This window comes from Paenibacillus sp. FSL K6-3182, from assembly GCF_037976325.1.
Classification (GTDB): domain Bacteria; phylum Bacillota; class Bacilli; order Paenibacillales; family Paenibacillaceae; genus Pristimantibacillus.
Map to the genome: position 1 here is coordinate 1,742,744 of NZ_CP150265.1, position 24,852 is coordinate 1,767,595.

Genomic DNA, 24,852 nt, shown 5'->3' on the forward strand with positions numbered 1-24,852 from the left:
ATCTTATCGTTATATGTGCAAACATGCACAGGAGCTGATGGAGATGAAAGAGAAAAAGGAAATAACATGTGTCATTATTGGCGGCGGTTATGCAGGCATTAACGCCCTCAAGACAATACGAAAAACATTGCAGCCGGAATTAGGAGCTGGGAAGCTCCGTTTAATTCTGATTGATAAGCAGCCATACCATCTTCGGAAGGTATTGCTGTTCAAGCCGGCTGTTAATGATGATAATATTGTTGTTCCTTTTGGCAGCTTGTTTCCGGATGGCGTGGAATTTATTCAAGGAATGGTAATGACCATAGAAAAAAGGGATAAGCGGTTATTGTATCAAGATGAGAGCGGGCAGGAGCAGCATTTAAAATACGATATTCTCATTTTGGCAGCTGGAAGCGTTATTCGTCAGCCCGATGCCGATCAGGGCGGTATTGCCTTGACTGGACTCGCAAGCGCAGCTCATATTCGAGAGCTTTGGCATGAAAACTTGAGAAAAGCGGTAAAGGAAACAAGCCGTGCGGAGCGTCAAAGATGGATGACTGTTGCCGTTGCAGGGGCGGGGATAAGCGGAATCGAATCATCTGCTGAGCTTGTCTATGCTTTGCGTAAGGAAGCAAGTGCACTCGGACTTGATCCGTCAGAGGTGATTCTCTACTTGCTAAATGCGCAGGATAGATTATTTCAGGAGGGACCGGCAAAGGTTGGCATGAAGCTGGAGCGCTTGCTTAAGGGCAGCGGAGTGACCGTTCTGCATGGACGCAAAGCTATTCGTGAGAGGGAAGGGGATCTTCTCTTATCGGATGGTGAGATTTTAAAGGTCGGCTTATGTATTTGGACGCTTGGCTTGCTGCCTAATCCGATGCTCAGAAGCATGGGGCTGCCGCTTACCGCACATGGTCGAGTCATTGTGGACGCTAATTACCGTGTGAAAGAAGCACCTGGGATATACAGCATTGGCGACTGTGCTCAAATTGTTGACCCTGTGAGCGGGCTAACGGATGGGATGACGTGCAAGGAAGCGACTGCACAAGCAGATAGGCTGGGGAAGGTCATAACGGCAGATGTAATGGGTCATTCTGCACCTGTTCACAAGAGCTATATTGATTTTTTCTGTTTTGGTCTCGGGCCAGAGCGGGGAATGGTATGGACAAGGCAATGGGGCCTCGACATTGTCATAACGGGGAAGCTTGGATGGAAGGTACGGAAAATGACTTGGGATTATGCGAGTCTCATAAAATGATAAAAGCAGCATTTGTTATGAAACGAGGGATGGTGAAATGAAAGAGCTTTACCTGCAATATAAAGCGCTTTTGTTCAAAATCGCATACCAGCTTACGGGTTCGGCTGCTGACGCTGAGGATATCGTGCAGGATGTTTTCGTGAAGGCATATGATATAGATCCAGAGAGCATAGCCGAGCCGAAAGCTTATTTGTGCAAAATGGCGACAAACCGCAGCTTGGATTTGCTAAAGTCTGCCCGAAAGCAGCGAGAGCGGTACGTTGGGCCGTGGCTCCCAGAACCCATTATTACAGAAGAGACGGATGCACTGGATGCCGTTATTCACCACGATTTGTTGTCTTATGCAATGCTGGTTTTGCTTGAACGGTTAACCCCCTCGGAGCGTGCCGTATTTGTGCTTCGTGAAGCGCTGGGCTTCGATTATTCGGATATTGCAAAGCTAATAGAAAAAAGCGAAGTCAATTGTCGAAAGCTGCTGAGCCGTGCGCGAGACAAAATGGGGATTTCCGAGGCTGAACCTGTTCATGCGCAGCCTGCAGGTGAAGAATGGGTTCGTCGTTTTGTATTGGAGCTTGCGGAGGGCAATGTGAAGGAGGTCCTTTCTCTGCTTGCAGAGGAGGTTGTACTCCTTTCAGATGGCGGAGGTAAAGTGTCTGCTGCTATTCATCCTATTAAAACACGCGAAAACGTTTCTCGGTTTCTATTCGGTTTGGTTCAAAAAGGACCACTTGCTGATGGCAGTGTGAAAGCCGAGCTTAGAATTCTGAACGGTCAGACGGGACTTGTTTTACGATCAGATAAAGGAATCGAGGGGGTTACTCTTTTCCATGTGGTGCAGGGGGGCGCACTCCATCTATACATTGTAAGAAATCCGGATAAGCTGAAACTGTTGAAATTGTATACTGGCGGATCATCATGAGGGAGGTGTCTTCATTTGAAGTTAATTGACGAGACCGTTGTAAAATTAGCAGAAGCCTTTCAACTGCCTGAACGCATATTTAAAATAGATGATTTGCCATGGGTTCCTTTTGATAAAAATCATACCTGTTATTTCAAACCTTTACGTTTTGATCTGAGCACGGGAACATGGATTTATTTATTCAAAATAAAAAGCAATCAAGTGTTAGGCAAGCATAGGCATACCGGCGGATCTGTGATCGGGTATAACATTCAAGGGAAATGGCGATATGAGGGGCGCGATTGGGCAGCCACCCCGGGAACCTTTATTTATGAGCCGCCCGGAGATATTCATACGCTCACAACGGAAGACGAGGAAGTGCTGACGCTCTTTATATTAGGGGGAGCGCTCCAATACTTCGATGACAACGATGAGATTACCGGACAAGATGATATTTTCACTGTACTACAGAAGTATAAGGATTTTTGCGCACAAAATAATATACAGGAAAATCATGAGTTGATTTATTAATGCTGAGAGTAAAAATAGGAGAGATTATTGTGATGACACAACATGCAAAACACATCATTGAGGGAAATTCGGTATTATTGCGTCCAGCAAAGGAGTCCGATATAGAGGCTTATTTAACTTTTTTACAAGATACGGAGATGAACCTGCTGACAGGGTCACAAAAAGCTTTTACACGTGAGGAAATCGAAGCTTGGATTCGCAAAATTAGCGTCATAAACGAAGACCGATTTGATTCCATGATTATATTGAAGGAAACAGGAGAGCTGCTCGGCGAGGTTGTACTAAATGATATGGATACGATCAATCGCAGCGCGAATATACGTATCGGTATTCAAGGGACGCAGCATCGCGGCAAAGGTTATGGTACAGAAGCGCTGCTTCTCATGCTTAGATACGGCTTTCAAAAGTTGAATTTGCACCGAATCCATCTCGGCGTTTACGCTTTTAATCCGCGCGCCATCCATGTATATGAGAAGATCGGATTTCACCGCGAGGGAGTAGAGAGGGACGCTTTGTTTATGGATGGGAAGTTTCATGATCTCATTACAATGTCTATATTAGAGGATGAGTTCGACGCGCTATATGGAGCATAAAACAAACAAATAAAGCGCCAATCGAGGACACGGTTCATTCCATGTACGGGATTGGCGCTTTTTTTTGTAGCTACATCTCGTTAGAATGGAGCGCAAGGAAGGAGTCAACGAGCTCAGGGTCAAAATGCAGCCCGCGCTGTTCACTAATATATTCCAGCGCCCGTTCTTCGGACCATTTTTCTTTGTAGGGACGAGTGCTGGTCAATGCATCATAAACATCAACGACGCTGACGATACGTGCTTCAATAGGAATGTTTTCTCCGACAAGCTGATGCGGGTAGCCGGTGCCGTCCCATTTTTCATGATGGTATAAAATAATATTTTTACCCATTTCGAGCTCAAGCTTAAATAAATCATCTGTAAGCTCAGCATAAATTTTATCAATGATATCAACGCCAATTTGGGTGTGCATCTCAACAATGTTTCGTTCGTAATAAGCGAGAGGACCCGGCTTATATAGAATGCCCTCCGGAATTCCTGATTTGCCGATATCGTGCAAAATGCTCGCATGCGAAATGCGGTTCACTGCTTCCTCCGTCCAGCATAATTGCATGCGTTCATTATGGAAGTGAGTGAGCCGTTCCGTTAAATCCCGCACACGGACGAGATGCTGCTCGATGCCCGGATCACGAATTTCACAAGAAATGGCGAGCACCTTAAGCATCGAGCTTTGAATGGAGCCGATGCGCTCCTCTGGTAAATAGAAGCCGCTCTTTAACTTCTCCAGCTCACGAAAAATACCGATATAATAGGTTACCCCTTCGATTTGCAGAGGTGTTATGGTAATGGAGGAATGCCAAATGCTGCTGTCTCTTCGCCGATTTGTTAGTACGCCTGACCATGGCAAGCCTTGTTTAAGAGCTTGCTTCATCTGATCATGCGTTTCCTTTGGTGTATAGGATGTTCGCAGGATGCCAGCCTTTTTCCCTGCTATATCTTGTGATGAGTAGCCCGTAACCTTCTCGTAGGACGGATTGACTGCAAGAATATGATGTTCTATATCTGTGATGATCACAGCATCAGCTAGTTTAAGGTAATGGACTAGGTGTTCATTCATGTTGCAAATCGTTTCTCCTCACTTCTTTTTCTTCGGCAATATCTTTGTGCCTTGCTCCATTGGAGACTGGCATAATGGGCAAGCACGAGTCTCTGATTGTGAATCCTCGTACGTAATAATACGCTGCCATACCTCGCAGGAATCGCTAGTACATAACCATGCAAGAGCAGATTCTGTATCACCGTCCTCTTCTTCACCAGACATAAAGGCAGAGCGGATGAACCTTGATAGTTCAGCTGGTTTTCCCCGGTACAGAGCAGGGGAGCTGATATACAACTCCTCTTGGGCTCTAGTAACAGCAACATAGGCGAGTCTTCTTTCTTCCTCCAGCGCTTCTGCCAGTGCGTTGTCGCCTGTTTGAATGGAGCTCCGGTCACTATGCTTATCCGCAGCTAATGCAGAGCTATGCGGTAAAATGCCTTCTGAGGCACCGATGACGAATACAACAGGAAATTCAAGTCCTTTGGATCTATGAATGGACATCAAAGATATCGCACTGCGGTTATGATTATGCTTCTGAAGCTGCTGCACGGCAGCATGCTTGTCCGTAATATCATCAATGTAGGCCAGAAAAGCTTCGATGGTATCATATGTGCTCGCCGCAGACTCGAACTCATCAAGCACTTCCTTTAGACCTTCCTTATGCTCCGTCATTTCATGACGCTTGCTCGTTTCAAGAAATTGGTCATAAAAGGATTGGCGAAGCTGCATAATAGCTTCAGCAGGCTTTAATTCGGCCAGCGCTTTAATAAGCTTGATGCGTTCTTTGATTTTGTCTTTCTGAAATTCTTTGATCTGCGGAAATTCAAGCAGATGTATGAGCGGCCATTTCTTAGCACGCTGCTTATCTTGGTTCCATATGAATGCCATAGCCTGTTCCCGATTGACATAAAGCGAGGGCAGCAAAATTTCCATCGCATCGAAATTGCGGCGATCCATTGCAAGCCTCAGATGGGCAACTAGCGGCTTTATTGCCCACTGGTCATAAAAGAGCTGGCCGTCGCCGAAGTCGATAAATGGAAGCTCTTTTGTAAGAAGCAGCTCGACGAGTGCCCTGCTGCTGCTCGCAGTACGGAATAAAACAGCAAAATCGCCAAAGGAGCGATTGCCTTGAGCAATTTGCATGCTAATCGTGTCCGTAATGAGCTTTGCCTCGTCTTGCGTCGTCTTGAGCCGTGCATAGGAGGGGCTAACTCCTTTGGGCTTGACAGCAAAGAGCGATTTCTCTTTGCGGAGCTTATTATATTGAATGATAGCATTGCCAAGTCCGACGATCGTGCTCGTTGAGCGGTAGTTAATATCCAGTACATAAGTTGCGGCACCTGGATATTGATGCTCGAAGTTCAATATATAATCGTTTTTTGCACCGTTGAAGGAATAGATCGTCTGATCGTCATCGCCGACGACCATAAGATTGCGATGCTTGTCGGCAAGCATTTGGACGAGCACGTATTGCACCTGATTCGTATCTTGGAATTCATCGATCATGATGTACTGAAAGCGCTGCTGAAGGGTAGCAAGCAGCGCCTTGTCGTCCCTCAGAAGCTTGTACGCTTCAAGCAGCAGATCATCGTAATCGAATTTATCCATCTCTTTCTTCCACTGCTCATAACGGGTGAAAAGCAGCTTTAGCTCTCTTTCCTCCGTTGTAGAAGCGGGAAGGTCTTCGATGTTGATCATCTGCAGCTTAATGGCGGAGAGCTGTGCAAGAATGGTTTCGGGCTCATATTCGTTTTGCAGCAAAAGCTCCCGCATCAGACGTTTGAAAAAAATATGCTTTTGTCCGGTTTCACCCAAAATGCCTTGGCGATAGCCGCGCCCTCGCAGCAGTTGAAGGCAGAAGGAATGAAAGGTACGAGCCTCTACGCCGCTTGCTGCTTGCGGATTAAGCACAGGAAGAGCGCGAATTCGGCTTCGCATTTCATCGGCTGCTTTTTTGGAAAAAGTCATTAATAAAATATGCTGCGGCAAGGCGCCTTGCACAGCAAGCAGATAAGCTGTTCGGCATACGAGTACCGACGTCTTGCCCGATCCTGCTCCTGCCAGCGTTAGCGCTGCTCCTTTGTTATGGCGAACTGCGGCAATTTGAGGCCTATTGAGCGATATGCCGAATTGCTCTAAAGATCGGAAGAAGCCGGCATCCTTCTGGCTTGGATCAACAAGCTGAAGGCTCGTTTCGGCTTCTGCTTGCTCGGCAAAAGGAACCTGACTGTTCCGAATGCCTATGGGAAATGTATAATAGACATGACTCACTACTTCATCACCTTTAAGAATAATATTCACTTATTATAACAGAACATTAAAAGAATGAGGGATGACATCATGATTGAACAAGCTGTGAAAGAAGACTTAAAAGAAGTAATGCCGCTGCTGCTATCTGCGATCGGCCATATTGCCTACACATTGGCAGGAACTGAGGATGATTCTGAAGTAGAGCGCATCCTTGGCGATTTTTATGTTCGCGAGGACAATCGGATTAGCTATAAGCATGTACTTGTCGATAGGAGAGAAGATGGCATTGCAGGAATGCTTCTTAGCTATTCAGGCGATGGAGCTGCAGAGCTGGATGTGCCATTTGTTACACGTCCTGGGCGAGATGAAGGTGTGCGTGCGGATGAAACGATTGCCGTTGAGGCACAAGAAGGTGACTTTTACTTGGATTCCATCGCAGTCGCCGCACGTTATCAGGGGCAGGGCATAGCTAAGGCGCTAATTAGCGCTTTTGAACAGAAGGGTGAAGAGGCTGGATGCAGCAGGCTGTCGCTGATTGTAGAGCCAGAAAATACGAGAGCTTATGCGATTTACAAAAAGCTTGGTTTTACTGAGGATGGTACGATTTTAGTGAGCGGAAGTCCTTATATCCGAATGGTGAAAATGAAGTAATTGTTCAATAAGTTAATTATGGAATAAAAAGGGTTTGTGCGGTAAGATGAGAGAGTTATATGTAATTTATAATAGACTTTCATCGTAACCGGGGGCGTTTTATTTATGGCTATGGCAAGCTTCAAATCGAAATTAGCTTACAGCTCGGGAAATTTATCAGTCAACTTAATTGCACAGGCCTTCGCATCCTACATCGTTTTTTATTATGTGGATGTGCTTGGAGTAAAACCGACTTTAATCAGTCTGGCCATGGTGATTCACGGCATCGTCAATGCGGTGCTAAACCCGTTGTTCGGACACATTTCCGACCGTACGAGCTCCCGTTTTGGCAGGCGCATTCCGTACATGCTGTTTGGCATGGTACCGCTGGTGGCCTTGTTTACTGCGATTTGGTTTCCAGTTGGCACCGGATCAGCGCTGTTCTGGTACTTCTTAACGATCGTGCTCCTCTATGACATTATGTTCGTTATGGTTGTATTGAACTATTCTGCACTTTTCCCTGAAATGTTTACAACCATGAAAGAGCGGGCAACGGTGTCCTCATGGCGTCAAATGTTCGGTATCTTGGGGATGATTATTGGTGTGGCTCTTCCTCCCCTCGTTTATGCGAATATGGGCTGGGGACCGATGGGAGCGATTTTTGCCGGGATCGCGCTTATTTTCTTTATAGTTATGGTATCGGCGAGCAAGGAGAAAATGGTTGTTTCGCGTGAAGAGGTCGGTTTCGTTCAATCCTTGAAATTCACATTCTCGAATAAGGCGTTTGTTTTATTCGTTATCGGCAGCTTTTTCGTCCAGTTTACCTTTGCCATGCTGCCCGCGGCGATCCCTTTCTTCACCAAATACGTTCTCGGAGCTGAAGATAGCAGCAATACGATTTTGCTTGGCGCTATTTTTGTCGCTGCCATCCCGTGCGTCTACATATGGGGGAAATTACTGCAGAGATGGGGCCCGCGCAAGACCGTTATGATTGCCGTTAGTATTTACGCATTTGCAACGATTCCATTTTTATTCGTATCCAGCGTTGCAACTGCGGCCATGGCGGCGGTCGTGATCGGCATCGGTTTAGCGGGTTTGCTCGTTTTGCTGGATGTTCTGTTGTCTGAGATTATTGATGAGGATGAGAAGCAGACAAACGTACGCAGAGAGGGCATGTACTTTGGGATGAACGGCTTTATCGTCAAATGGGGAATTTCACTGCAGGCTGTTGTTCTGGGTGTTGTGCTGGAGGCTACCGGTTATGTGAAGGACGCGGTTCAAGCGGAAGCGGCTGTATGGGGCATTCGTTCAATGCTCAGCTTCATTCCGTTCATAGCTTTGCTTGTAGCTCTTCTATTTTTCTATTTATACCCTATTCGTCCTACGAATATGATTACAAAAAGCGGAGCGGTGACCCATAGTAATGACTAGTTTTATAGATTGGGTAAAAAAGAACCCATTATTGCTGCTTCTGTTTCTAGTTGGGGCTGCGGTGAGAGTGGTATATGCGGGCGCCGTACCAGGCGGCTTGAATCAGGATGAGGCATCGATCGGCTATGAGGCTTATTCTATTCTGCATTATGGCATTGATCGCAATGGCATATCGCTGCCGGTTCATCTTATTGCATGGGGAAGCGGTCAGAACGCGCTTTATGCTTACCTGTCTATGCCTTTTATCTATTTATTCGGACTAAATGAACTGTCAGTTCGAATGGTTAGCATCTTATTTGGCCTACTGAGCATGGTGCTATTCTATCGGATTGCAAATCAGCTATTTAAAAGAAAGCATGCAGCTGCGGCTGCAGCTTTTTTTATCGTCATATGCCCTTGGCATATTATGATGTCACGATGGGCGCTGGAGTCGAATATTTTTCCTACTCTAGTGCTGATCGCAGTGTTTTTTTTGTTCAAAGCGCTGCAGCAGCCGAAATGGCTGATTGGCTTTACATTAACACTAGCCGCTTCACTTTATGCTTATGGAACGGCTTATTTTTTTGTACCTGTTTTTGGAGTAGGCGTATTGGCTCTGCTCGTTGTTAAAAAGATGTTCAAGCTTCGAGTTCTGCTTTGGAATTGCGCGGTTCTCGTTATATTAGCAGCACCTATCGGACTGTTTCTTCTTATTAATCGATATGGCATGGCGACCATACAATTTCTGTTTTCTATTCCTAAGCTAACTGTTCCTCGTGTAGAGCAAATCTCTACCGCATTTGGAGGTCATATTTTTTCAACAGTTGCGGACAATTTTAAATCATTTTTGCAAATGTATTTGACTCAAAATGATGGTTTGCTGTGGAATGCCATGCCTAAATTTGGGTATATGTATCCGTTAGCATTACCGCTGATCGGAATTGGCATCTTATATGGTGTAATGAAACTGATTAATAATTTCCGCATAGAGACAGCAGTCATTACTATCTGGTTCGGAACGGCAATTCTAATGACATTGATTACAGATGTGAATATCAATCGTATTAATATTATTTTTTATCCTACGGTATACTTGGCAGTTGCAGGATTTATGTGGCTGCACAAGCGGATTAAGTATTCTTTCCCTATCGTTATAGCCGCATTCTCCATTTTCTTTGTTTTCTTCTGTGCTAACTATTTCACTATTTATGCGAAGCAAATAAGCCCGCTTTTCTATGAGTCCTTTGGAGAAGCTGTACAGTACGCATCGGATGAAACGGAAGGCAATATTTATGTGACGGATCAAGTGATGATGCCTTATATTTATGTATTGTTTTATGAACAAATTGATCCGAAGCAGTTTATAAGCACAGTCGACTATATCAATCCGGGTGAGCCCTTTCAGTTTGTTCGGGCATTCGGCAGATACCATTTTGGGCAGCCAGAGCTAAGGCCAAATGAGGAAGCGGCTTATATTTTCAAAAATAGCGACTCTATTCCGGGTGAGGATTCAGGCTATAAGATTAAAAGATTTAAACATTATACGGTCATGAGCGGTACAGGAACAGTGGTGGCTCTGAAGGTTCATGAATCATTTCAGAACGGCGGCTTTGAGGAAGGGCAGCAGTATTGGTCATTTACTTCCGGCACGGGGATAGGCTCAAACCGTCCTTACAGCGGTTCCAGCTTAATGTATGTTGACCCAGGCAACGGTCGTGTCGTTTCCCAGACCTTCTCGGCTGCTGATGACGGTGACTATATTCTTTCTGCTAAAGTGAGTACGAGCGCTGCTGGTGGAATGATTGGGGTTTCCATCAATGGAGCAAAGGTTGAAGATCTTTCGATTAACGCACAAGAGCAATATGTAGAAGTTAAGCTGCCTGCAGTATCCGTGAACATGGGGGACACCGTTTCTATCTATTTTACCGGAGGGGCGGGCTGGTTAAATGTCGATGATGTGGCGTGGAGCAAGCAATAGTGACCGTATTATTCTGCAAGCTAGAGTAATGTTGGTTATTTTGATTCTTCTATTTGTTATTGTCTTAATAGGCTGCTCAAATAAGCAAATGGGAATGAAGGAAACAATCACCGCGTATTACGACCACATGCTTAATGGAAAGATGGAGGAGTCTCAAAACCTTTTGGATTGGGACTCCGGGGAGTGGGACATTGTTGATTATTACGTTACAATGCCTCTCATGAATAAAGACTATGGTCTGATTTCGTTAGAAACTTTTGAAATTAGTTCATCCAAGAATGATGATGCTTCAGGAGAAGCCGTAGTTAAAATTACTTATAAGGATAAAGCTGATAAAAATCGAATTGAAATCAACACGTTAGAGTTACATACAGATTCCAACGATAACTGGAAAATAACGTCCATCACACGAAAGATGGAATGAGGTTATTCCGATACGGCTTCACCGTTAATATAATAGCTGTCCTCACGATAGGCATGAAACACGATTTCAATTTCAGATAGGCCAATCTGGCTGACGTATTTGGTAACTGCCTGTGCAAATCGATTTCTTACTTGCTGTCCCCGCTCGAACCAGCCGACCTCGATAAATGCAAACCCTTGATCATCTGTCTCACTGCCAAAAACGCTGGTCGTATTCAGACAAGCCATTGTAAAATTATCGGTACCGCACTCGCAAATAGCGGCAAGCTCAGCAGCAAGCGGTGCCGAAACAGATTTTAACTGCTCGGACGGTACTCCGCGGAATAATAAATGTGGCATTACACTGTTCCTCCTGCATAGATAGATTAAATATCCATAGTAGTATAACAAAAAAAAGCATCAGCCGCTTTATACTAGGGAATGCCGCCTGATTCACAATCAGTGGGCATTCCTGTATAACGACTGGTGCTTGTTTGTTTGCTGCTGCTTACTCCGTCACATGAAACGGCTTAAGAAACAGCTTAGGAATTTCAGTTTCAAACTTGACCAGCTTGCCGGTTATCGGATGCGTGAAGGACAATACGCGGGCATGCAAGCCAAGGCGGCCAATGATGCGTGTGCGTGCGCCGTATTTTTTGTCGCCAACAACGGGATGGCCGATGTCTTCCATATGAACGCGAATTTGATTTTTTCGGCCTGTCTCGAGATTCACTTCGAGTAGCGAGAAGTTTTTATTGGAACGAAGCACCTTATAATGGGTAACGGCGTGCAGACCATCGTTCGGATAGGAGCTGGAATACATTTTGAGCGTTTTGCTTTCCTTCAGCCACGAACTGATTGTACCTTGCTCCTTCTTAACCAATCCTTCTACAAGCGCGATATAGCTGCGTTCTTGAACCGAATCCTGCCAGCTGTTTTGCAGCTGCTGCTGAACCGCCTCGCTCTTTGCAAACATCATGACACCTGACGTATCACGATCCAGACGATGCACAACGTAAATCCGGTTTTTCGTATTTTCGACCCGTACATGCGCCATAAGCTGACGATAGGCGGTCACTTCATTTTCTGGCGCAGAATCAGATGATATGGACAGAAGCCCCGATTCCTTCTTTATAACGATAATATGCTCATCCTCAAAAAGGATCGCGAGCCCTTCCAACGGTATTTTATCCTGCGGCCGGTCTCTGCCTACCGTAACGGTTTGACCGGGCTGAAGCGGATAGTTGTAAGCGGTCGTTGATTTTCCGCCTACAGATACTTGTCCGTTCGCTAATATGGATTTCACTACATTGCGTCCAGCACCTGAAATATTTTTTATGAGAAAGGGAAGCAGTTCCATCGGTTCGTTAACCGGGTAGGATTTGCTCTTATCTGCTTGTGATTGAGGAGCTCCGCGCTTTTTTCCCCTATGCATGCCAAAAAACCTCCTAGATTCAATGCTCCTACTATACCATGAGTATGGGCTTCAGTTCTAATCTTCTGTTTGGCAGTTTAACAACGCTCTATGAATCTCGATCTAATAGACAAAGAGTTAAGAGGAGTGGTAGGATTAATGATAGATTTACCAAATGGTGAAAAAGGAAAAGTTTGGAGGAAATGATCGCGTGAAAACAAAAATTATAAAGACTATGCTAAGTCCTATGCTCATTGCCGGGTTATTGCTTGCCCCTTTGTCAACTCTTGGCGTAGATTCTGTAGCGGCAGCCAGCGCTGCAAGCAAGACGGTTGCCGTATCGACGCAACAACTGCAGGTGTTTGTAGATGGCAAGAAATTAGCTCTATCAGCCGGCGCGTTTGCAGAGAAAGGCGTCACATTCGTTCCGATGCGCGATATTTTTACAGCACTGGGCGCTACCGTAACTTGGGAAGGCAAGACGGAGACGATTATTGGACGTAAAGGCAATCGTTCTATTTCTCTTAAAGTAGGCATGAAGCAAGCGGTCATTAACGGTAAAACAGTGAAGCTCGATTCACCTGCTGTCGTTCGCAAAGGCGTTACGTTTGTACCCGTTCGGTTCATCTCGGAAGCTCTTAACGCAAATGTGAAATGGGATAAAGCCGCTAACGCGGTTCGAATCACATCGCAAGAGGCTGCCGAGCAAGCAGAATACAACGAGTGGCTTGAGCAGCAGAAAAACATTCCTAGACTTACTCCTAAAGAAATCGTAGATAAATATGATGAGAGCGTTGTTCTCATTATGACCAATCGCGCTCAAGGCAGCGGCGTTGTTATTGGTGATAACCTGATTCTTACTAATTATCATGTTATCGGAGATGCAGCCTCTGCTACTATGCTGGATGTTTATGGTGATGAGCTGAAGATTACAGGCGTCGTTCATTATGATAAGGCAGCAGATCTAGCTATTGTTAAAACAGAAAAATCAATTGACATTCCGGCGGTCGTTCTAGGTTACGGGTTAAACTCGTATAAAGGCGGCAAAGTCGTTGCCATTGGAAGTCCGCTTGGACTGCAAAATACAGTTTCAGACGGTCTGATTAGCAACATCACCTATGAAGACGGTATCCGATACATTCAGACAAGTGCTCCTATCGATCACGGCAGCTCAGGCGGGGCATTGTTTAATGAGTTCGGAGATCTTATTGGTATCACCACGCTTGGATACTCTGGGACGAGCGCGGATTTGAATTTTGCTGTATCCGTTATTCATGCTGCTAGTTTGAATAGCGAAGTGACAGAGGAGAAAATAAAAAACGCCAAGTTTTTACCTTCAAGCTTGCCGGATACGCTCGTTGGCGCTCCTTTGGCTGATATCGAGAAGGTGCTGAAAGATCAATTCTCTTCTGTATCTACTACAGAAGGCGAGGCTAAGTTTACGAAGTGGGAAGCCAAACGTGATTCCGCTGGCTGGCTCGTACTGACAGCAGATATTGATCCTAGGTTTTATATGTTATACGGGGCGTCGATGTCTCAGGAGCTCAGGCTTTGGGCAATTAATCTAGGGAATGAGTTCCATAAGATGCTGCCGGATGAGAAAATTCAAGTGCTCATTTCCTTCGAGCGCGATTATGGTTTCGAGCCGCGCGGCTTTGAATCGGGCGAGGTCACAGCACTTGGCGGCGACAAATGGCGTGTTCGTTATCCAATTATCGATATGCAGCTCAAAAATGAACTTTATATTAAAGTAAGAGTGTAAAAAAATGGAGGCATCTGCTGCTGCGATCTGCGGCAAGGGATGCCTCTTCTTTTTTTTGATTTTTTTCTGTACAATAGAAGGCATCTTGCTATAAGCACTGAAGGCTTTCGCAAACGTGCTTTATAGGCAAATGCTTAAGTTAGAGAGGTTATTACTTATGAAAGTGGTACTGTCCACATTAAATGCCAAGTTTATACACACATCACTGGCGCTGCGCTGTTTGAAGGCGTTTAGCGGCGATCGATTCGATATTGAAATTGCAGAGTACACCATCAAAGATCCAGTGATGAACATCGTGTCTGATATTTTTTCGAGAAAACCTGATGTAGTCGGATTCTCCTGCTACATTTGGAACATCGAAGAAACGATTACGGTTATTAATATGCTGCGCAAAATCATGCCTGAAATCAAAATTATTTTAGGCGGTCCTGAGGTCAGCTATGATATGGACTATTGGATGGAGCGTGTGCAAGAGGTTGATTTTATCGTGGTGGGCGAAGGCGAAGAGACCTTCCATCATTTGCTTACTGAGATTGAAGGCGATGGCAAATACCATATGGTATTTGGAATTACGTATCGGAAGCAGCGCGAGGATCGCGTCGAGGTGCTGATTAATCCGCCGCGTCCCAAGCTGAATCTGAATGAGCTGCCATCCCCGCATCGCTTTGAGGAGGATATTCCTCATTTGGGAAGCCGTGTCGTTTATTTTGAGACAAGCCGAGGCTGCCCGTTCAGCTGCCAGTTTTGCCTATCCAGTATCGAGGTTGGCGTTCGTTATTATGATATGGAGCGGACGAAAGTGGATATTTTGTATTTGATCGAAAAAGGCGCCAAGCTTATTAAATTCGTCGATCGAACATTTAATATTAAACGGGATTACGCGCTTGAAATTTTTGAGTTTTTGATCAAAAACCATCAGGGCTGTGTTTTTCAATTTGAAATAACAGCAGATATCATGAGACCTGAGGTGCTTGATTATTTGGCTGAAAATGCTCCTCCAGGCATATTCCGCTTTGAAATTGGCGTACAATCTACAAATGATCCAACAAATGAAGCGGTTCAGCGTCGTCAGAACTGGATGAAGCTGGTGCGTACCGTTATGAAAGTGAAAAATTCTCAAAAAATCGATCAGCATCTTGATTTGATTGCCGGTCTGCCGCTTGAAAACTATGATACGTTCCGCGGAACGTTTAATGATGTATTCGAGCTGCGTCCCGAGGAGCTGCAGCTAGGCTTTCTCAAAATGCTGCGCGGTACGGGTCTCCGCCGTGAAGCAGATAAATGGGGCTATATTTATATGGACAGATCGCCTTATGAAATGCTAGGCAATGATCTGATGCCATTTGGCGATATCGTTCGCATTAAGCGGGTAGAGGATGTATTGGAGAAATATTGGAATGCGCACCGAATGGATCATACGCTGCTTTATTTAGTTGATCGTGTGTTTCCATCGCCATTCGACTTCTTCCAGGCGTTCGGCGATTTCTGGGAACGAAGCGGCTGGCAAAAGATCGGCCATCAGCTGGAGGATCTGTTCTCGCGGCTCTCGGCATTTCTTGGATCGCTGCCTATCTCAGCAGAGAAGAACTTCGAGCATGTGCCAGCACTGCAAGAGGATACGAAGAGAGTTTCTGCTTCACCAGAAGAGATACTCGCAATAGCAGGCGAACGCCTAGATAAGGACGTTGTGCTGGGGCTAATGAAATACGATTATTTCCTTAATCATAATTATAAGCCTCGCAAAATCTGGTGGGAGTTTACGATGGACAAGTCGCTGTGGAGCGGCTGGATGCGCCACTTAGCGGATCGCCCAGAGGATGTATCTCCTGAATTCGCAGCACTGCGATTTGGCGAGAAGGAGCTTCACAAACATGCGGTTATTGAGAAGCTGCCGTTTGATCTTGCAGCATTCCTTGCTACAGGAGAGGTTGATCGCGAGCATCATACCCTGCTTGTAGTTCTATATGCACTTGAAGCGGGCAGCAGCAAACCGAAGCCGCGTCCTTTCACTTTAAAGATTAAAGCTGGTCAAGAAGCGATGATTAAGTAGTCCTGATTGAAATGAAAAGAACCTCCAAACCCATGAAGCAAACGGGTTTGGAGGTTCTTTGTTATTGGTTTGAAAATATGAAATTAAACAGAAGCAGGTACAATGCTGCGAAGTACAGTCATGCTGCCGGAGAGCTCATAGTCGCCAAGGTTAGCTGGAAGGAGGAAGCACTCGCCAGCTTTAACGGATTGCTCGCCATCTGCCCATTTCACTTGTCCCTCACCATCGGCAACTACAAGGATAACGAAGCTATCAAGCGATGTGGACAGCTTCCAAGGCGCGGCTACGATACCTTTCTCCACGATGAAGTAAGGAGAAGAAGCGATGGTCAGCCACTGGCCAGCTACTGCGCTGTCTGTTTTCATCCGCTCAGCGCCTGCGCCTTCATAGGCAATGACATTAAGGGAATCTTCGATATGAAGCTCGCGGAGCTGACCATCAAGCCCAAGGCGATTGTAGTCATGCAAGCGATAAGTAGTGTCGGAGTTTTGTTGAATCTCAGCGACAACAACGCCAGAGCAGAGAGCATGAACGGTTCCTGCGGGAATGTAAAATGCATCACCGGCTTCAACAGTTACTTCTTGAAGCGCGTCCATAATGCGGCCTTCTGTGATTGCTGCTTCCATCTCCGCACGGTCAATGCCGTCTTTTAGGCCATAGATAATTTTTGCGCCTGGCTTAGCGTCGAGGATGTACCACATTTCTGTTTTGCCAAGTTCGCCTTCAGGCAGCCCTTCGTATGCATCCGTTGGATGGACTTGAATGGATAGGTCATCATTGCAATCTAGCAGCTTGATAAGGAGCGGGAAACGTCCGTTTTTCTCGGAAAAGCCTTGTGAGCCAAACCATACAGGTCCGTAAGTTTCACGAATTTGGTCAAGTCCAACGCCAGCAAGCTCGCCGTTCATTACTTTTGTAATGCCGTTAGGGTGATCACTGATCATCCAGCCTTCGCCAATTGAGCCTTCAGGCATTTCAAGGCCAAAACCTTCGAGTGCGCGTCCTCCCCAAATGCGTTCTTTCATTTCTGCTTTAAATTGTAATGGATAAGGTTTTACTGTCATTATTTATCTCTCCCATATCGGTAGTATGTCGTTCTACTTCAGTTAAAAATAACATTCAGAGCAATTGGCTTTAAAGAGCTGTAAGGTGAGCGCGTTGCAAAAGATTAACGAGCAGTTGGACGTTTCTCGGCCGCTATAAGGTAAGGGGCTGCCTTTCGCTGAGTCTGCCTGTAAATAACGGTCTGCGCTAGGTTTTGAGGCAGCTGCTCTGCCCATAATTCCACGGAGGCGGCTTCCTCAGCACCGCCAGGATGTCCTGGATACAATACGCAGGTCACGATACCTCCAGGACGCAGCAGCATGATAGCTGCATCGAGCGCAGCCAGTGTTGTTGCAGGCTCGGTTATGATCGTGAGATCATCGCTTCCCGGCAAATAACCGAGATTGAACATTACGGCTGAGACTTGTCCGATAATAGAAGGATCAACAGTCTCAGCCATACTTGCGTGATTGCTCAGCACAAGTTTAATATCGGGAAGCTTATTATTATTTTGAAGGGAAGAAAGGCGCTCTTGCGTGCGATCAAGCGCCTCCTGCTGGATATCAAAGGCATATACGGTGCCGTTAGGTCCAACAAGCTCGGCAAGCGCAAGTGTATCTACACCGCCGCCGGCAGTAGCATCAATGACAATGTCACCCGGTGAGGTACGCTCGTTGATCCATTTGTGAGCCATGCTTAGGACTGATAGAAAACCCATATCTCGCTAAACCTCCTGCTGCCATAACTTGCCTTGCCACGTATTGCGGCGCTTCAACTCGTCGTCGAAGGCATTCAGCACTGACCATTTATTCATGCTCCACATCGGACCAATCAACAGGTCACGCGGCGCATCTCCCGTAAGGCGATGCACGATCATTTCCGGCGGCAGAAACTCAAGTGTATCAACAATTAATTTCACATATTCATCCTGCTCAAGAAATTGAAGCAGACCAGCCTCGTACTGACGTACCATCGGCGTCTTGCGCATGAGATGAAGCAAATGAATTTTAATGCCTTGCACGTCCATCTTGGCGACGGCGCGACCTGTATCAAGCATCATTTCATGCGTTTCCTGAGGAAGACCGTAAATGATATGCGCACATACGCGAATGCCGCGTTCCCGAAGACGCTTAACAGCATCGAGATAGCAGGCCGTATCATGTGCCCGGTTGATGAGCTCTGAAGTAGATTCGTGCACGGTTTGAAGTCCCATCTCCACCCAAAGGTAGGTTCGTTCATTCAGCTCAGCCAAATAATCGACTACATCATCGGGCAAGCAATCAGGACGTGTTGCAATGGACAAACCAACAACGCCAGGCTGCTGCAAAATGACTTCATAATATTCCCTCAGCTCTTCAACGGGCGCATACGTATTTGTATAAGCTTGGAAATATCCAATATACTGCGCATTTTGCCATTTCTGATGCTGACGGTCCCGTATTTTATTGAATTGTGTAACGAGGTCGTCCCGCCTGCTGCCCGCGAAATCACCAGAGCCGCGAGCGCTGCAAAATGTACAGCCGCCCTTTGCAATGGACCCGTCACGGTTTGGGCAAGTGAAGCCGGCATCAAGCGTAACCTTGAATACCTTGCCTCCCAACTGCTCATGCATTTCATAATTCCATGTATGAAATCGTTTATCGCCCCAAAGCAGTGGCTGCTGCTGTTGCGATGTTGATAATTTAATCATCGTTTTCCCCTTCATTCAAGACCTACACCCTATATTTTAGCGAAAAACGAGTGGAAAAGCCACGTTTGTCATGTGAATAGATATTGAATGTTCGGAAAACGCTTTAATTGGAAATATTTTTTGAAATGGGTGTTTTTAGACTTGCGTAACCTTACATGAAGTGTTATATTAAAAGTGCGACAAAACAACAAATAAACCTAACATAGCCCATATGCACCTGCATTCATGAAACGTCGATTAAATGGAAATACTCTTACTAATAAATCGATGAGGTGATTAGAGATGAATAATGTAACCAAAATCCCGCACGGCGACGATACTGTAACTGTTGAGCTGACTGTAAAAGAATTGATGGCGCTTACAGGCGTCCGCTTTCACAATAATCATGGTGTAGAAATTTCCGCTCGCAAGAAGTTGAATGAAGTATTAGTGGGAACATACGAGCGTGAGCAAAAAGAGAACGCTCCGATTCCGTATCAGCTTTTGCTGTAACGACTATACATCCAATGACACGATAAGCAAGCCGCATCGCCGATAATTGGCTGCGGCTTTTTTCTATCCTCTTTACAATGCTCAATTTCTTGGGCACAATAAGGACTAGTCTATTCGTTGCATCGTCTACGATAAATGGAGGAATCACTGCATATGCGTTTAAGAGGAAGAAAAGGTATTCGTGAAAGTTTAGAGGGTCAGCCGGAGCTAGTCGTGCTTGATGCTGCGCCGCACAAAGGCAAGTGGCGTGAGTTTTTTGGCAACGACCAGCCTATATATGTAGAGCTTGGCATGGGCAAGGGTCGTTTTATTAGTCAAATGAGTGCGCGCTACCCGCACATCAATTTTATTGGTGTCGACATGTATGATGAGCTTCTTCGCCGCGCAAGCGAGAAGGCACGCATCGTATGGGAGCAAAAAGGGGAGTCTCATCCGCCCAATCTTGCGCTGCTTCGCGCTAATATTGAAGGAATCGAGACGATGTTTGCTCCGGGTGAGCTTGAGCGCGTCCATCTGAATTTTAGCGATCCATGGCCAAAGGCTAAGCATGCGCGCAGAAGACTAACGCATCCAAGACTTGTTGCGAAGTATATTGAACTGCTCAACGAGCGCGGCGAGATCCACTTTAAGACGGATTCACAATCTCTGTTTGAGTTTTCATTGAACAGCTTCGCGGAAATGGAGCTTATCATGCGCAATATTTCGCTTCATTTACACAAAGAAGGCCCTCGAGAGGACCTTGTGTTTACGGAATATGAGATGAAGTTTATGGAAAAAGGACAAAATATTTATCGTGTTGAAGCGGTTATCGGCTCCGAGGCTATTCGGAAGCATCGTGAAGCGAAACATGAGAAGTCGCTTAAAGAGGAAGCTGAGGCATCAGAATCCGTATCGAATGATTCGGATGACGAGGATAATTAATTTAGTCCTACTGCAGACGATACCCAAGAATAATTGACTGCCAAAGCTGTTATCGTTCCGATCAGTGCGCCAGCTGCAACATCAGATGGGTAATGCAGCCCTAGATACATTCTTGACCATCCAACGGATAGTCCAATTATTAACGCAAGCGGCACCAGCAGAGTCATCCATATCCCGCTAGTCAGCAATATAGGGACTAGCCATGCAAAGATCGCTGTTGTGTGTCCGGATGGAAATGAAGAATCGACAAGCGGCTTATGACATGTATTTACATCAGGCAGCGCTTGATAAGGTCGAAGCCGTTTGAATTTACGCTTTACAATTGCTACTGGCAAATGGCTTATGACGACCGCAGTCAAGCATTGCCACCCAGTAAGGCTCCAAGGAGCAGGTGCAAGTAATGCATATAGAAGGGCGGTTGCGAGCGTAAAGGTTGCGCCGCCCATATGTGTGACCGTGCTTAACCATTTCCCCAGAATTCGATGTCTTTTTCTCCCTGAAGGTCTCCGGTTTGCCCAAATTAATAATCTTTGCTCACTCGTTTTCAGCCAGCCTATCATTCGTTCCATCGCTGTCATCCTCCTAACGGTGGCTTACTTCTATAACATTTATCAATTCCAGACTTAATTTTAGCATGTTTTTGTTCGCTGAGCGTAAACTATTTCTTGTCCCTATATTAAGGATAAGTAAGTATTATAGCACTAACTTGCTTTTCATGGGTGCTGCCTGATGAGAATGCGCTGTCATTCGTCTATCGGTATCCTATTTCCACTCCAAATACAGGGAATAAATATTGATTTCAAATTACTGTTTAATAATGTGCATTTGATGGTAAAACTGTAATGGACAAATTCCACGCGGTTGTGACAGGGTCTGTCGAAACCGCAAAAGATGTCGGAACGGAACTTTCTCGTTCACTTGTTCGTCACATAGACCTATTTCGATTTAAGAAACATTTTCACACATTTTAACGTAAATAAGGACGTTAGTGCTAAAAACTTAGCAATTGGTTGAAAATAAGGCTGAGTCGTCGTAAAAGGAGGTAATGTATTCATCCGTGTGCAATGCAAGCGTTTTTCTGCCGAGATTAAGCGCAATGAAGACTAATTCAACTTTTGACAAAGAAGTTGTTTCTGTGGAGAATCAATTAAGGTCCGAGAGTGTTTGCAGAGAAACACTCATACAAAGAGAAAATATATAATAAAAAGCTTACGGCAGCCACGGGTGGATGCTGAAAAAAAGCAAAAAAAATGGGGTCTAAAGGGGTAATGCCGCATGTTCAATACGATTATGTTTGTGGTTCAAATTCTATTTGCGTTGCTAGGTGTGTATCAGCTGTTTTTAACGTTTTTCGGATGGCGGCGTAAAAAAGAAGATCTTTCTCATGCACCGAAAAAGACATTCGCATTGCTGATAGCAGCTCATAACGAAGAGCAGGTTGTTGGCGCACTGATTGAAAACTTGCAAAAAATGAAATATCCACGGGAGCTTTATGATATTTTTGTAATTTGCGATAATTGCACCGATGGTACAGTCGATGTTGTAAATAGTTATGATGGAGTATATGCATGTGTTCGTGAAAATCCAAATCAACGCGGCAAGGGCTTTGCGGTTGAGTGGATGCTTAAAGAGCTGTGGGCTATGCCAAAGAGCTACGACGGCGTAGCAATCTTTGATGCCGATAACCTTGTAGCGACTGATTTCTTGCAGTACATGAACAATGATTTGAGCAATGGATTCCGAGTTATTCAAGGTTACCTGGATACAAAAAATCCAAATGATTCTTGGGTCAGCTCAGCAAATGCAATTAACTACTGGTTCTGCAACCGGCTTTGGCAGCTTCCGCGTACAAATCTTGGCCTTGCCAACTTTCTAGGTGGAACAGGCATGTGCTTTGATTCAAAGCTGCTTCAGGAAATGGGCTGGGGAGCTACAAGCTTGGTTGAAGATTTAGAATTTACAGTCCGCTGCATTAAACGCGGAATTTATCCGAAGTTCAACTTTGAGGCAAAGGTGTTCGACGAGAAGCCGATTACGTTCCAAGCATCAGCTCGCCAAAGGCTTCGCTGGATGCAAGGACACTTTGATGTTACTCGTAAACATATGCTTCCTCTGCTTTGGCAGGGAATCAAGGATCGCAGCATGACGAAGATTGATGCGGCCCTTTATGTGTTCAATGCTTATAATTATTTGGCTGGATTTTTTATTGCAGCGATCATTTGGGGAGACATCCTGCTGTCAGGCGGAGATAACGTCACCTCCGTGTACAACCTGCTTCCAATTTGGCTGAGCATTCCGTACATGGCATATATTTTTGTGCAAATACCTTTATCCATGTATATGGCTAAAGTTTCGTGGAAGCTATATTTGCGGATTCCGACCTTTCTATTGTTCACCTTGTCATGGTGGCCGATAACGGTGCATGCATTCTTCACGCAAAACAACAAAAAGTGGAGTCATACCCAGCATACACGTGTCATCCGTCTTGAAGAAGTTCAAAGCAAACAAGTGTAATCGCTTGTTGACAAGGCTTTGTAGGCCATGGTATAGTAACACGGTAACATTTACAACTAACTTAATACGCACAAGCAGAAGCACCCGCTTCTCACCTTTCGGCTCAGGCTGGCTGGTTCGCGATAATCGATTAGTCATTCCATCATTTCAACTGAAGTGATGCTCTGACATACATGTACGGTTATGAGATGCGGGTTCGAGCGAACCCGCATTTTTTTATTGCGTGGAGACATGAACAAACCATTTTTGGAGGTGGCACGTTATTAGCAGAGAACATCAAATCAATGATGAAATCCGGGCCAGAGAAGTGCGTTTAGTAGGTGCTGAAGGCGAGCAAATCGGTATTAAATCCATTCGCGATGCTATGCAGCTTGCTATCGAGTTGAATTTGGACCTGGTGAACGTCGCACCGACGGCTAAACCGCCGGTATGCCGCATCATGGACTACGGAAAATTCCGTTATGAGCAGCAGAAGAAAGAAAAAGAAGCACGCAAAAACCAAAAGATTGTTGATCTTAAAGAAGTTTGGTTCCGTGCTAACATTGATGAAAATGACTACCAAACGAAGTTTCGTAACGTTGTTAAGTTTCTCAATGAAGGCGATAAAGTGAAAGCATCCGTAAGATTCCGCGGTCGTGAGATTGCTCATGCATCTCTAGGCCAAAAGATTTTGGATCGTCTTTCAAAAGAGGTTGCCGAATTATGCAGCGTTGAGCGCGCTCCTAAGCTGGAAGGCCGGAGCATGATTATGATTTTGGCACCCAAAACCAACAGCTAACAACTGATGAAGAACTTTAAGGAGGATAACTGATATGCCTAAGATGAAAACTCACAGCAGTCTGAAAGACCGCTTTAAAATTACTGGAACTGGTAAAGTAAAACGTTACAAAGCTTACCGTAACCACTTGCTTTCACACAAATCCGGTCGTCAAAAACGCGTACTTGCTGGCCAACCGCTTATGGCTGCTGGCGACGTTCGTCGTTTGAAACAAGGCCTTTCTAACTTGTAATAATAAGCTACACCAAATAAGCTAATTCAACCTACAGGAGGTTTCCACTCATGGCAAGAGTTAAAGGCGGTTTTGTCCGCACTCGTCGTCGCAAAAGAATTCTAAAGCTAGCTAAAGGTTATTTCGGTTCGAAACATCGTCTGTTTAAAACAGCGAAGGAGCAAGTTGGTAAGTCCCTAATGTACGCTTACCGTGACCGTCGCAACAAAAAACGTGACATCCGCAGACTGTGGATCGTTCGTATTAACGCGGCAGCTCGTATTAACGGACTTTCGTACAACAAATTCATGCACGGCTTGAAACTTGCGGGCGTAGAAGTAAACCGCAAAATCCTTGCTGACCTTGCAGTTAACGATATGACTTCGTTCAACTCGCTTGCTGGCATTGCAAAAGAAAAAATTAACGCTTAGGCGTTGACCTCATATAAGGGCTGTCCAAGTCATCTAATCGATGATTTTTGGACAGCCTTTTTTGCGGTTTTTTTTTTGCGAAAATGAACCGACATGCGCACATTTATTGGAGCAGAGGACAAATAAACAGACGGATGCCACCCTCCGCGAATATGCTGTAGGACAACGGGAAGGGAGGGATTTCGCATGCGTAACGTTTCCAAGCAGCAAGTACGGAAACTGGTCGGCAAATCCATTTATGCAGTACGTCCTGACGGCTCTGTCGTCACTGGCAAGCTCGTTCGGGTACACCAAAATAAACTGATCGTCGCTCCACTCGAAAAAGACAAAGGCAAGCTCGTGCAAACGAAAGCAATTTTGCCTCTCGTATTGTTTGACCTTCTTGCCATCGGCACGCTTCCTTTATGGGGCGGCGGCTTTGGTGGTGGCTACGGCGGCGGCAACTGCTGCAACAACAATTTTAACCAATACGGTAATGGCAACTATGGTGGCTATGGTGGCAATGCTGGTTATAACGGTAATGCTGGCTACGGCGGTTATGGAAACCAGGGCTACAACGGTTTTTAATGGCAATTAA

General features: G+C 45.4%; 25 protein-coding genes and 1 other annotated feature. Of the genes, 17 read left to right on the forward strand and 8 right to left on the reverse strand.

What is annotated here, in order from left to right; genetic code table 11:
* The first annotated feature begins 43 nt into the window (after positions 1 to 43).
* Genes MHH56_RS07590 through MHH56_RS07605 form a run of 4 tightly spaced genes read left to right on the forward strand, consistent with a single transcriptional unit; the run spans position 44 to position 3,259 of the window.
* Entirely contained in the window at positions 44 to 1,237 is a 1,194-nt protein-coding gene (locus MHH56_RS07590) for an FAD-dependent oxidoreductase (protein WP_339207542.1), read from the forward strand.
* 37 nt (positions 1,238 to 1,274) lie between these two features.
* Positions 1,275 to 2,156, forward strand: a complete 882-nt coding sequence (gene sigJ / locus MHH56_RS07595; RefSeq protein ID WP_339207543.1) for an RNA polymerase sigma factor SigJ — start codon at positions 1,275 to 1,277, stop codon at positions 2,154 to 2,156.
* A 15-nt stretch (positions 2,157 to 2,171) separates the two neighbouring features.
* Positions 2,172 to 2,666: a 2,4'-dihydroxyacetophenone dioxygenase family protein gene (locus tag MHH56_RS07600; protein ID WP_339207544.1), complete on the forward strand. Its 495-nt coding sequence runs from the start codon at positions 2,172 to 2,174 to the stop codon at positions 2,664 to 2,666.
* Between the two features lie 32 nt (positions 2,667 to 2,698).
* Positions 2,699 to 3,259 carry a GNAT family protein gene (locus tag MHH56_RS07605; RefSeq protein ID WP_339209529.1) on the forward strand — a complete coding sequence of 187 codons (561 nt, stop codon included), beginning with the start codon at positions 2,699 to 2,701 and terminating at the stop codon, positions 3,257 to 3,259.
* A gap of 70 nt (positions 3,260 to 3,329) precedes the next feature.
* Here the strand turns inward: MHH56_RS07605 and MHH56_RS07610 are convergent, their stop codons facing one another.
* Positions 3,330 to 4,316, reverse strand: a complete 987-nt coding sequence (locus MHH56_RS07610; protein ID WP_339207545.1) for an HD domain-containing phosphohydrolase — start codon at positions 4,314 to 4,316, stop codon at positions 3,330 to 3,332.
* A gap of 18 nt (positions 4,317 to 4,334) precedes the next feature.
* A complete protein-coding gene (locus MHH56_RS07615; RefSeq protein ID WP_339207546.1) occupies positions 4,335 to 6,569 on the reverse strand; it encodes a UvrD-helicase domain-containing protein in 2,235 nt (744 codons plus the stop codon).
* 69 nt (positions 6,570 to 6,638) lie between these two features.
* Between MHH56_RS07615 and MHH56_RS07620 the strand changes: the two genes are divergently transcribed.
* The 4 genes from MHH56_RS07620 to MHH56_RS07635 all read left to right on the forward strand — a co-directional run bounded on the left by MHH56_RS07620 (position 6,639) and on the right by MHH56_RS07635 (position 10,990).
* A complete protein-coding gene (locus tag MHH56_RS07620) occupies positions 6,639 to 7,199 on the forward strand; it encodes a GNAT family N-acetyltransferase (protein ID WP_339207547.1) in 561 nt (186 codons plus the stop codon).
* 105 nt (positions 7,200 to 7,304) lie between these two features.
* Complete coding sequence (locus MHH56_RS07625) at positions 7,305 to 8,609, forward strand: MFS transporter (protein ID WP_339207548.1); 1,305 nt, start codon at positions 7,305 to 7,307, stop codon at positions 8,607 to 8,609.
* Entirely contained in the window at positions 8,602 to 10,566 is a 1,965-nt protein-coding gene (locus MHH56_RS07630) for a glycosyltransferase family 39 protein (protein WP_339207550.1), read from the forward strand. The genes MHH56_RS07625 and MHH56_RS07630 overlap by 8 nt, the downstream gene beginning before the upstream one ends.
* Positions 10,535 to 10,990 carry a hypothetical protein gene (locus MHH56_RS07635; RefSeq protein WP_339207552.1) on the forward strand — a complete coding sequence of 152 codons (456 nt, stop codon included), beginning with the start codon at positions 10,535 to 10,537 and terminating at the stop codon, positions 10,988 to 10,990. The genes MHH56_RS07630 and MHH56_RS07635 overlap by 32 nt, the downstream gene beginning before the upstream one ends.
* Positions 10,991 to 10,992: 2 nt before the next feature.
* Here MHH56_RS07635 and MHH56_RS07640 read toward each other — a convergent pair whose 3' ends face one another.
* The gene (locus MHH56_RS07640; RefSeq protein WP_339207553.1) at positions 10,993 to 11,328 is read right to left on the reverse strand and encodes a DUF1904 family protein; all 336 of its coding nucleotides are present in this window, start codon (positions 11,326 to 11,328) and stop codon (positions 10,993 to 10,995) included.
* Positions 11,329 to 11,476: 148 nt separating this feature from the next.
* Entirely contained in the window at positions 11,477 to 12,403 is a 927-nt protein-coding gene (locus tag MHH56_RS07645; RefSeq protein WP_083681946.1) for an RluA family pseudouridine synthase, read from the reverse strand.
* Between the two features lie 190 nt (positions 12,404 to 12,593).
* Here MHH56_RS07645 and MHH56_RS07650 point away from each other — a divergent pair, with 190 nt between their 5' ends.
* Together MHH56_RS07650 and MHH56_RS07655 are read left to right on the forward strand one after the other, a co-directional pair.
* Positions 12,594 to 14,144 (forward strand): stalk domain-containing protein, encoded by a 1,551-nt coding sequence (locus MHH56_RS07650; RefSeq protein WP_339207554.1) that lies wholly within the window; start codon positions 12,594 to 12,596, stop codon positions 14,142 to 14,144.
* A gap of 157 nt (positions 14,145 to 14,301) precedes the next feature.
* Positions 14,302 to 16,194 (forward strand): B12-binding domain-containing radical SAM protein, encoded by a 1,893-nt coding sequence (locus tag MHH56_RS07655; protein ID WP_339207555.1) that lies wholly within the window; start codon positions 14,302 to 14,304, stop codon positions 16,192 to 16,194.
* An 83-nt stretch (positions 16,195 to 16,277) separates the two neighbouring features.
* Here MHH56_RS07655 and MHH56_RS07660 read toward each other — a convergent pair whose 3' ends face one another.
* The 3 genes from MHH56_RS07660 to MHH56_RS07670 all read right to left on the reverse strand — a co-directional run bounded on the left by MHH56_RS07660 (position 16,278) and on the right by MHH56_RS07670 (position 18,928).
* Complete coding sequence (locus tag MHH56_RS07660; RefSeq protein WP_339207556.1) at positions 16,278 to 17,258, reverse strand: type I phosphomannose isomerase catalytic subunit; 981 nt, start codon at positions 17,256 to 17,258, stop codon at positions 16,278 to 16,280.
* Positions 17,259 to 17,362: 104 nt separating this feature from the next.
* A complete protein-coding gene (locus MHH56_RS07665; protein ID WP_339207557.1) occupies positions 17,363 to 17,956 on the reverse strand; it encodes a class I SAM-dependent methyltransferase in 594 nt (197 codons plus the stop codon).
* A gap of 6 nt (positions 17,957 to 17,962) precedes the next feature.
* Positions 17,963 to 18,928, reverse strand: coding sequence for a TIGR01212 family radical SAM protein (locus MHH56_RS07670; RefSeq protein WP_339207558.1), 966 nt, complete (start codon positions 18,926 to 18,928; stop codon positions 17,963 to 17,965).
* A 282-nt stretch (positions 18,929 to 19,210) separates the two neighbouring features.
* Between MHH56_RS07670 and MHH56_RS07675 the strand changes: the two genes are divergently transcribed.
* Positions 19,211 to 19,420, forward strand: coding sequence for a hypothetical protein (locus MHH56_RS07675; protein WP_076268017.1), 210 nt, complete (start codon positions 19,211 to 19,213; stop codon positions 19,418 to 19,420).
* A 153-nt stretch (positions 19,421 to 19,573) separates the two neighbouring features.
* Positions 19,574 to 20,341: a tRNA (guanosine(46)-N7)-methyltransferase TrmB gene (trmB, locus tag MHH56_RS07680; protein ID WP_076268016.1), complete on the forward strand. Its 768-nt coding sequence runs from the start codon at positions 19,574 to 19,576 to the stop codon at positions 20,339 to 20,341.
* On the opposite strand, the gene MHH56_RS07685 is transcribed toward trmB, so the two are convergent.
* Positions 20,338 to 20,910 (reverse strand): phosphatase PAP2 family protein, encoded by a 573-nt coding sequence (locus MHH56_RS07685; RefSeq protein WP_076268015.1) that lies wholly within the window; start codon positions 20,908 to 20,910, stop codon positions 20,338 to 20,340. The genes trmB and MHH56_RS07685 overlap by 4 nt on opposite strands.
* Before the next feature lie 706 nt (positions 20,911 to 21,616).
* Between MHH56_RS07685 and MHH56_RS07690 the strand changes: the two genes are divergently transcribed.
* The 5 genes from MHH56_RS07690 (at position 21,617) to MHH56_RS07710 (ending at position 24,842) form a co-directional block, all read left to right on the forward strand.
* Positions 21,617 to 22,855, forward strand: a complete 1,239-nt coding sequence (locus MHH56_RS07690) for a glycosyltransferase family 2 protein (RefSeq protein ID WP_076268014.1) — start codon at positions 21,617 to 21,619, stop codon at positions 22,853 to 22,855.
* Positions 22,856 to 22,921: 66 nt separating this feature from the next.
* Positions 22,922 to 23,079, forward strand: a sequence feature (ribosomal protein L20 leader region).
* 56 nt (positions 23,080 to 23,135) lie between these two features.
* On the forward strand, positions 23,136 to 23,633 hold the full coding sequence (gene infC / locus MHH56_RS07695; protein WP_144376751.1) for a translation initiation factor IF-3: 498 nt from the start codon (positions 23,136 to 23,138) through the stop codon (positions 23,631 to 23,633).
* Between the two features lie 34 nt (positions 23,634 to 23,667).
* Entirely contained in the window at positions 23,668 to 23,865 is a 198-nt protein-coding gene (gene rpmI, locus MHH56_RS07700; protein ID WP_053374531.1) for a 50S ribosomal protein L35, read from the forward strand.
* A gap of 50 nt (positions 23,866 to 23,915) precedes the next feature.
* Positions 23,916 to 24,275: a 50S ribosomal protein L20 gene (gene rplT, locus MHH56_RS07705; RefSeq protein ID WP_054028358.1), complete on the forward strand. Its 360-nt coding sequence runs from the start codon at positions 23,916 to 23,918 to the stop codon at positions 24,273 to 24,275.
* 186 nt (positions 24,276 to 24,461) lie between these two features.
* Entirely contained in the window at positions 24,462 to 24,842 is a 381-nt protein-coding gene (locus MHH56_RS07710; protein ID WP_339207559.1) for a hypothetical protein, read from the forward strand.
* The last annotated feature ends 10 nt before the right edge of the window (positions 24,843 to 24,852 follow it).

What these genes read in the sequence shown, in the direction of transcription:
- MHH56_RS07635 (WP_339207552.1), top strand. Translation starts at nt 10,535, where the DNA reads ATGTCGATGATGTGGCGTGGAGCAAGCAATAGTGACCGTATTATTCTG.
- MHH56_RS07605 (WP_339209529.1), top strand. Translation starts at nt 2,699, where the DNA reads ATGACACAACATGCAAAACACATCATTGAGGGAAATTCGGTATTATTG.
- MHH56_RS07640 (WP_339207553.1), bottom strand. Translation starts at nt 11,328, where the DNA reads ATGCCACATTTATTATTCCGCGGAGTACCGTCCGAGCAGTTAAAATCT.
- MHH56_RS07645 (WP_083681946.1), bottom strand. Translation starts at nt 12,403, where the DNA reads ATGCATAGGGGAAAAAAGCGCGGAGCTCCTCAATCACAAGCAGATAAG.
- MHH56_RS07610 (WP_339207545.1), bottom strand. Translation starts at nt 4,316, where the DNA reads ATGAATGAACACCTAGTCCATTACCTTAAACTAGCTGATGCTGTGATC.
- MHH56_RS07620 (WP_339207547.1), top strand. Translation starts at nt 6,639, where the DNA reads ATGATTGAACAAGCTGTGAAAGAAGACTTAAAAGAAGTAATGCCGCTG.
- MHH56_RS07630 (WP_339207550.1), top strand. Translation starts at nt 8,602, where the DNA reads ATGACTAGTTTTATAGATTGGGTAAAAAAGAACCCATTATTGCTGCTT.
- MHH56_RS07710 (WP_339207559.1), top strand. Translation starts at nt 24,462, where the DNA reads ATGCGTAACGTTTCCAAGCAGCAAGTACGGAAACTGGTCGGCAAATCC.
- rpmI (WP_053374531.1), top strand. Translation starts at nt 23,668, where the DNA reads ATGCCTAAGATGAAAACTCACAGCAGTCTGAAAGACCGCTTTAAAATT.
- MHH56_RS07665 (WP_339207557.1), bottom strand. Translation starts at nt 17,956, where the DNA reads ATGGGTTTTCTATCAGTCCTAAGCATGGCTCACAAATGGATCAACGAG.
- MHH56_RS07660 (WP_339207556.1), bottom strand. Translation starts at nt 17,258, where the DNA reads ATGACAGTAAAACCTTATCCATTACAATTTAAAGCAGAAATGAAAGAA.
- rplT (WP_054028358.1), top strand. Translation starts at nt 23,916, where the DNA reads ATGGCAAGAGTTAAAGGCGGTTTTGTCCGCACTCGTCGTCGCAAAAGA.
- MHH56_RS07685 (WP_076268015.1), bottom strand. Translation starts at nt 20,910, where the DNA reads ATGGAACGAATGATAGGCTGGCTGAAAACGAGTGAGCAAAGATTATTA.
- sigJ (WP_339207543.1), top strand. Translation starts at nt 1,275, where the DNA reads ATGAAAGAGCTTTACCTGCAATATAAAGCGCTTTTGTTCAAAATCGCA.
- MHH56_RS07690 (WP_076268014.1), top strand. Translation starts at nt 21,617, where the DNA reads ATGTTCAATACGATTATGTTTGTGGTTCAAATTCTATTTGCGTTGCTA.
- MHH56_RS07655 (WP_339207555.1), top strand. Translation starts at nt 14,302, where the DNA reads ATGAAAGTGGTACTGTCCACATTAAATGCCAAGTTTATACACACATCA.
- trmB (WP_076268016.1), top strand. Translation starts at nt 19,574, where the DNA reads ATGCGTTTAAGAGGAAGAAAAGGTATTCGTGAAAGTTTAGAGGGTCAG.
- MHH56_RS07590 (WP_339207542.1), top strand. Translation starts at nt 44, where the DNA reads ATGAAAGAGAAAAAGGAAATAACATGTGTCATTATTGGCGGCGGTTAT.
- MHH56_RS07670 (WP_339207558.1), bottom strand. Translation starts at nt 18,928, where the DNA reads ATGATTAAATTATCAACATCGCAACAGCAGCAGCCACTGCTTTGGGGC.
- MHH56_RS07675 (WP_076268017.1), top strand. Translation starts at nt 19,211, where the DNA reads ATGAATAATGTAACCAAAATCCCGCACGGCGACGATACTGTAACTGTT.
- MHH56_RS07625 (WP_339207548.1), top strand. Translation starts at nt 7,305, where the DNA reads ATGGCTATGGCAAGCTTCAAATCGAAATTAGCTTACAGCTCGGGAAAT.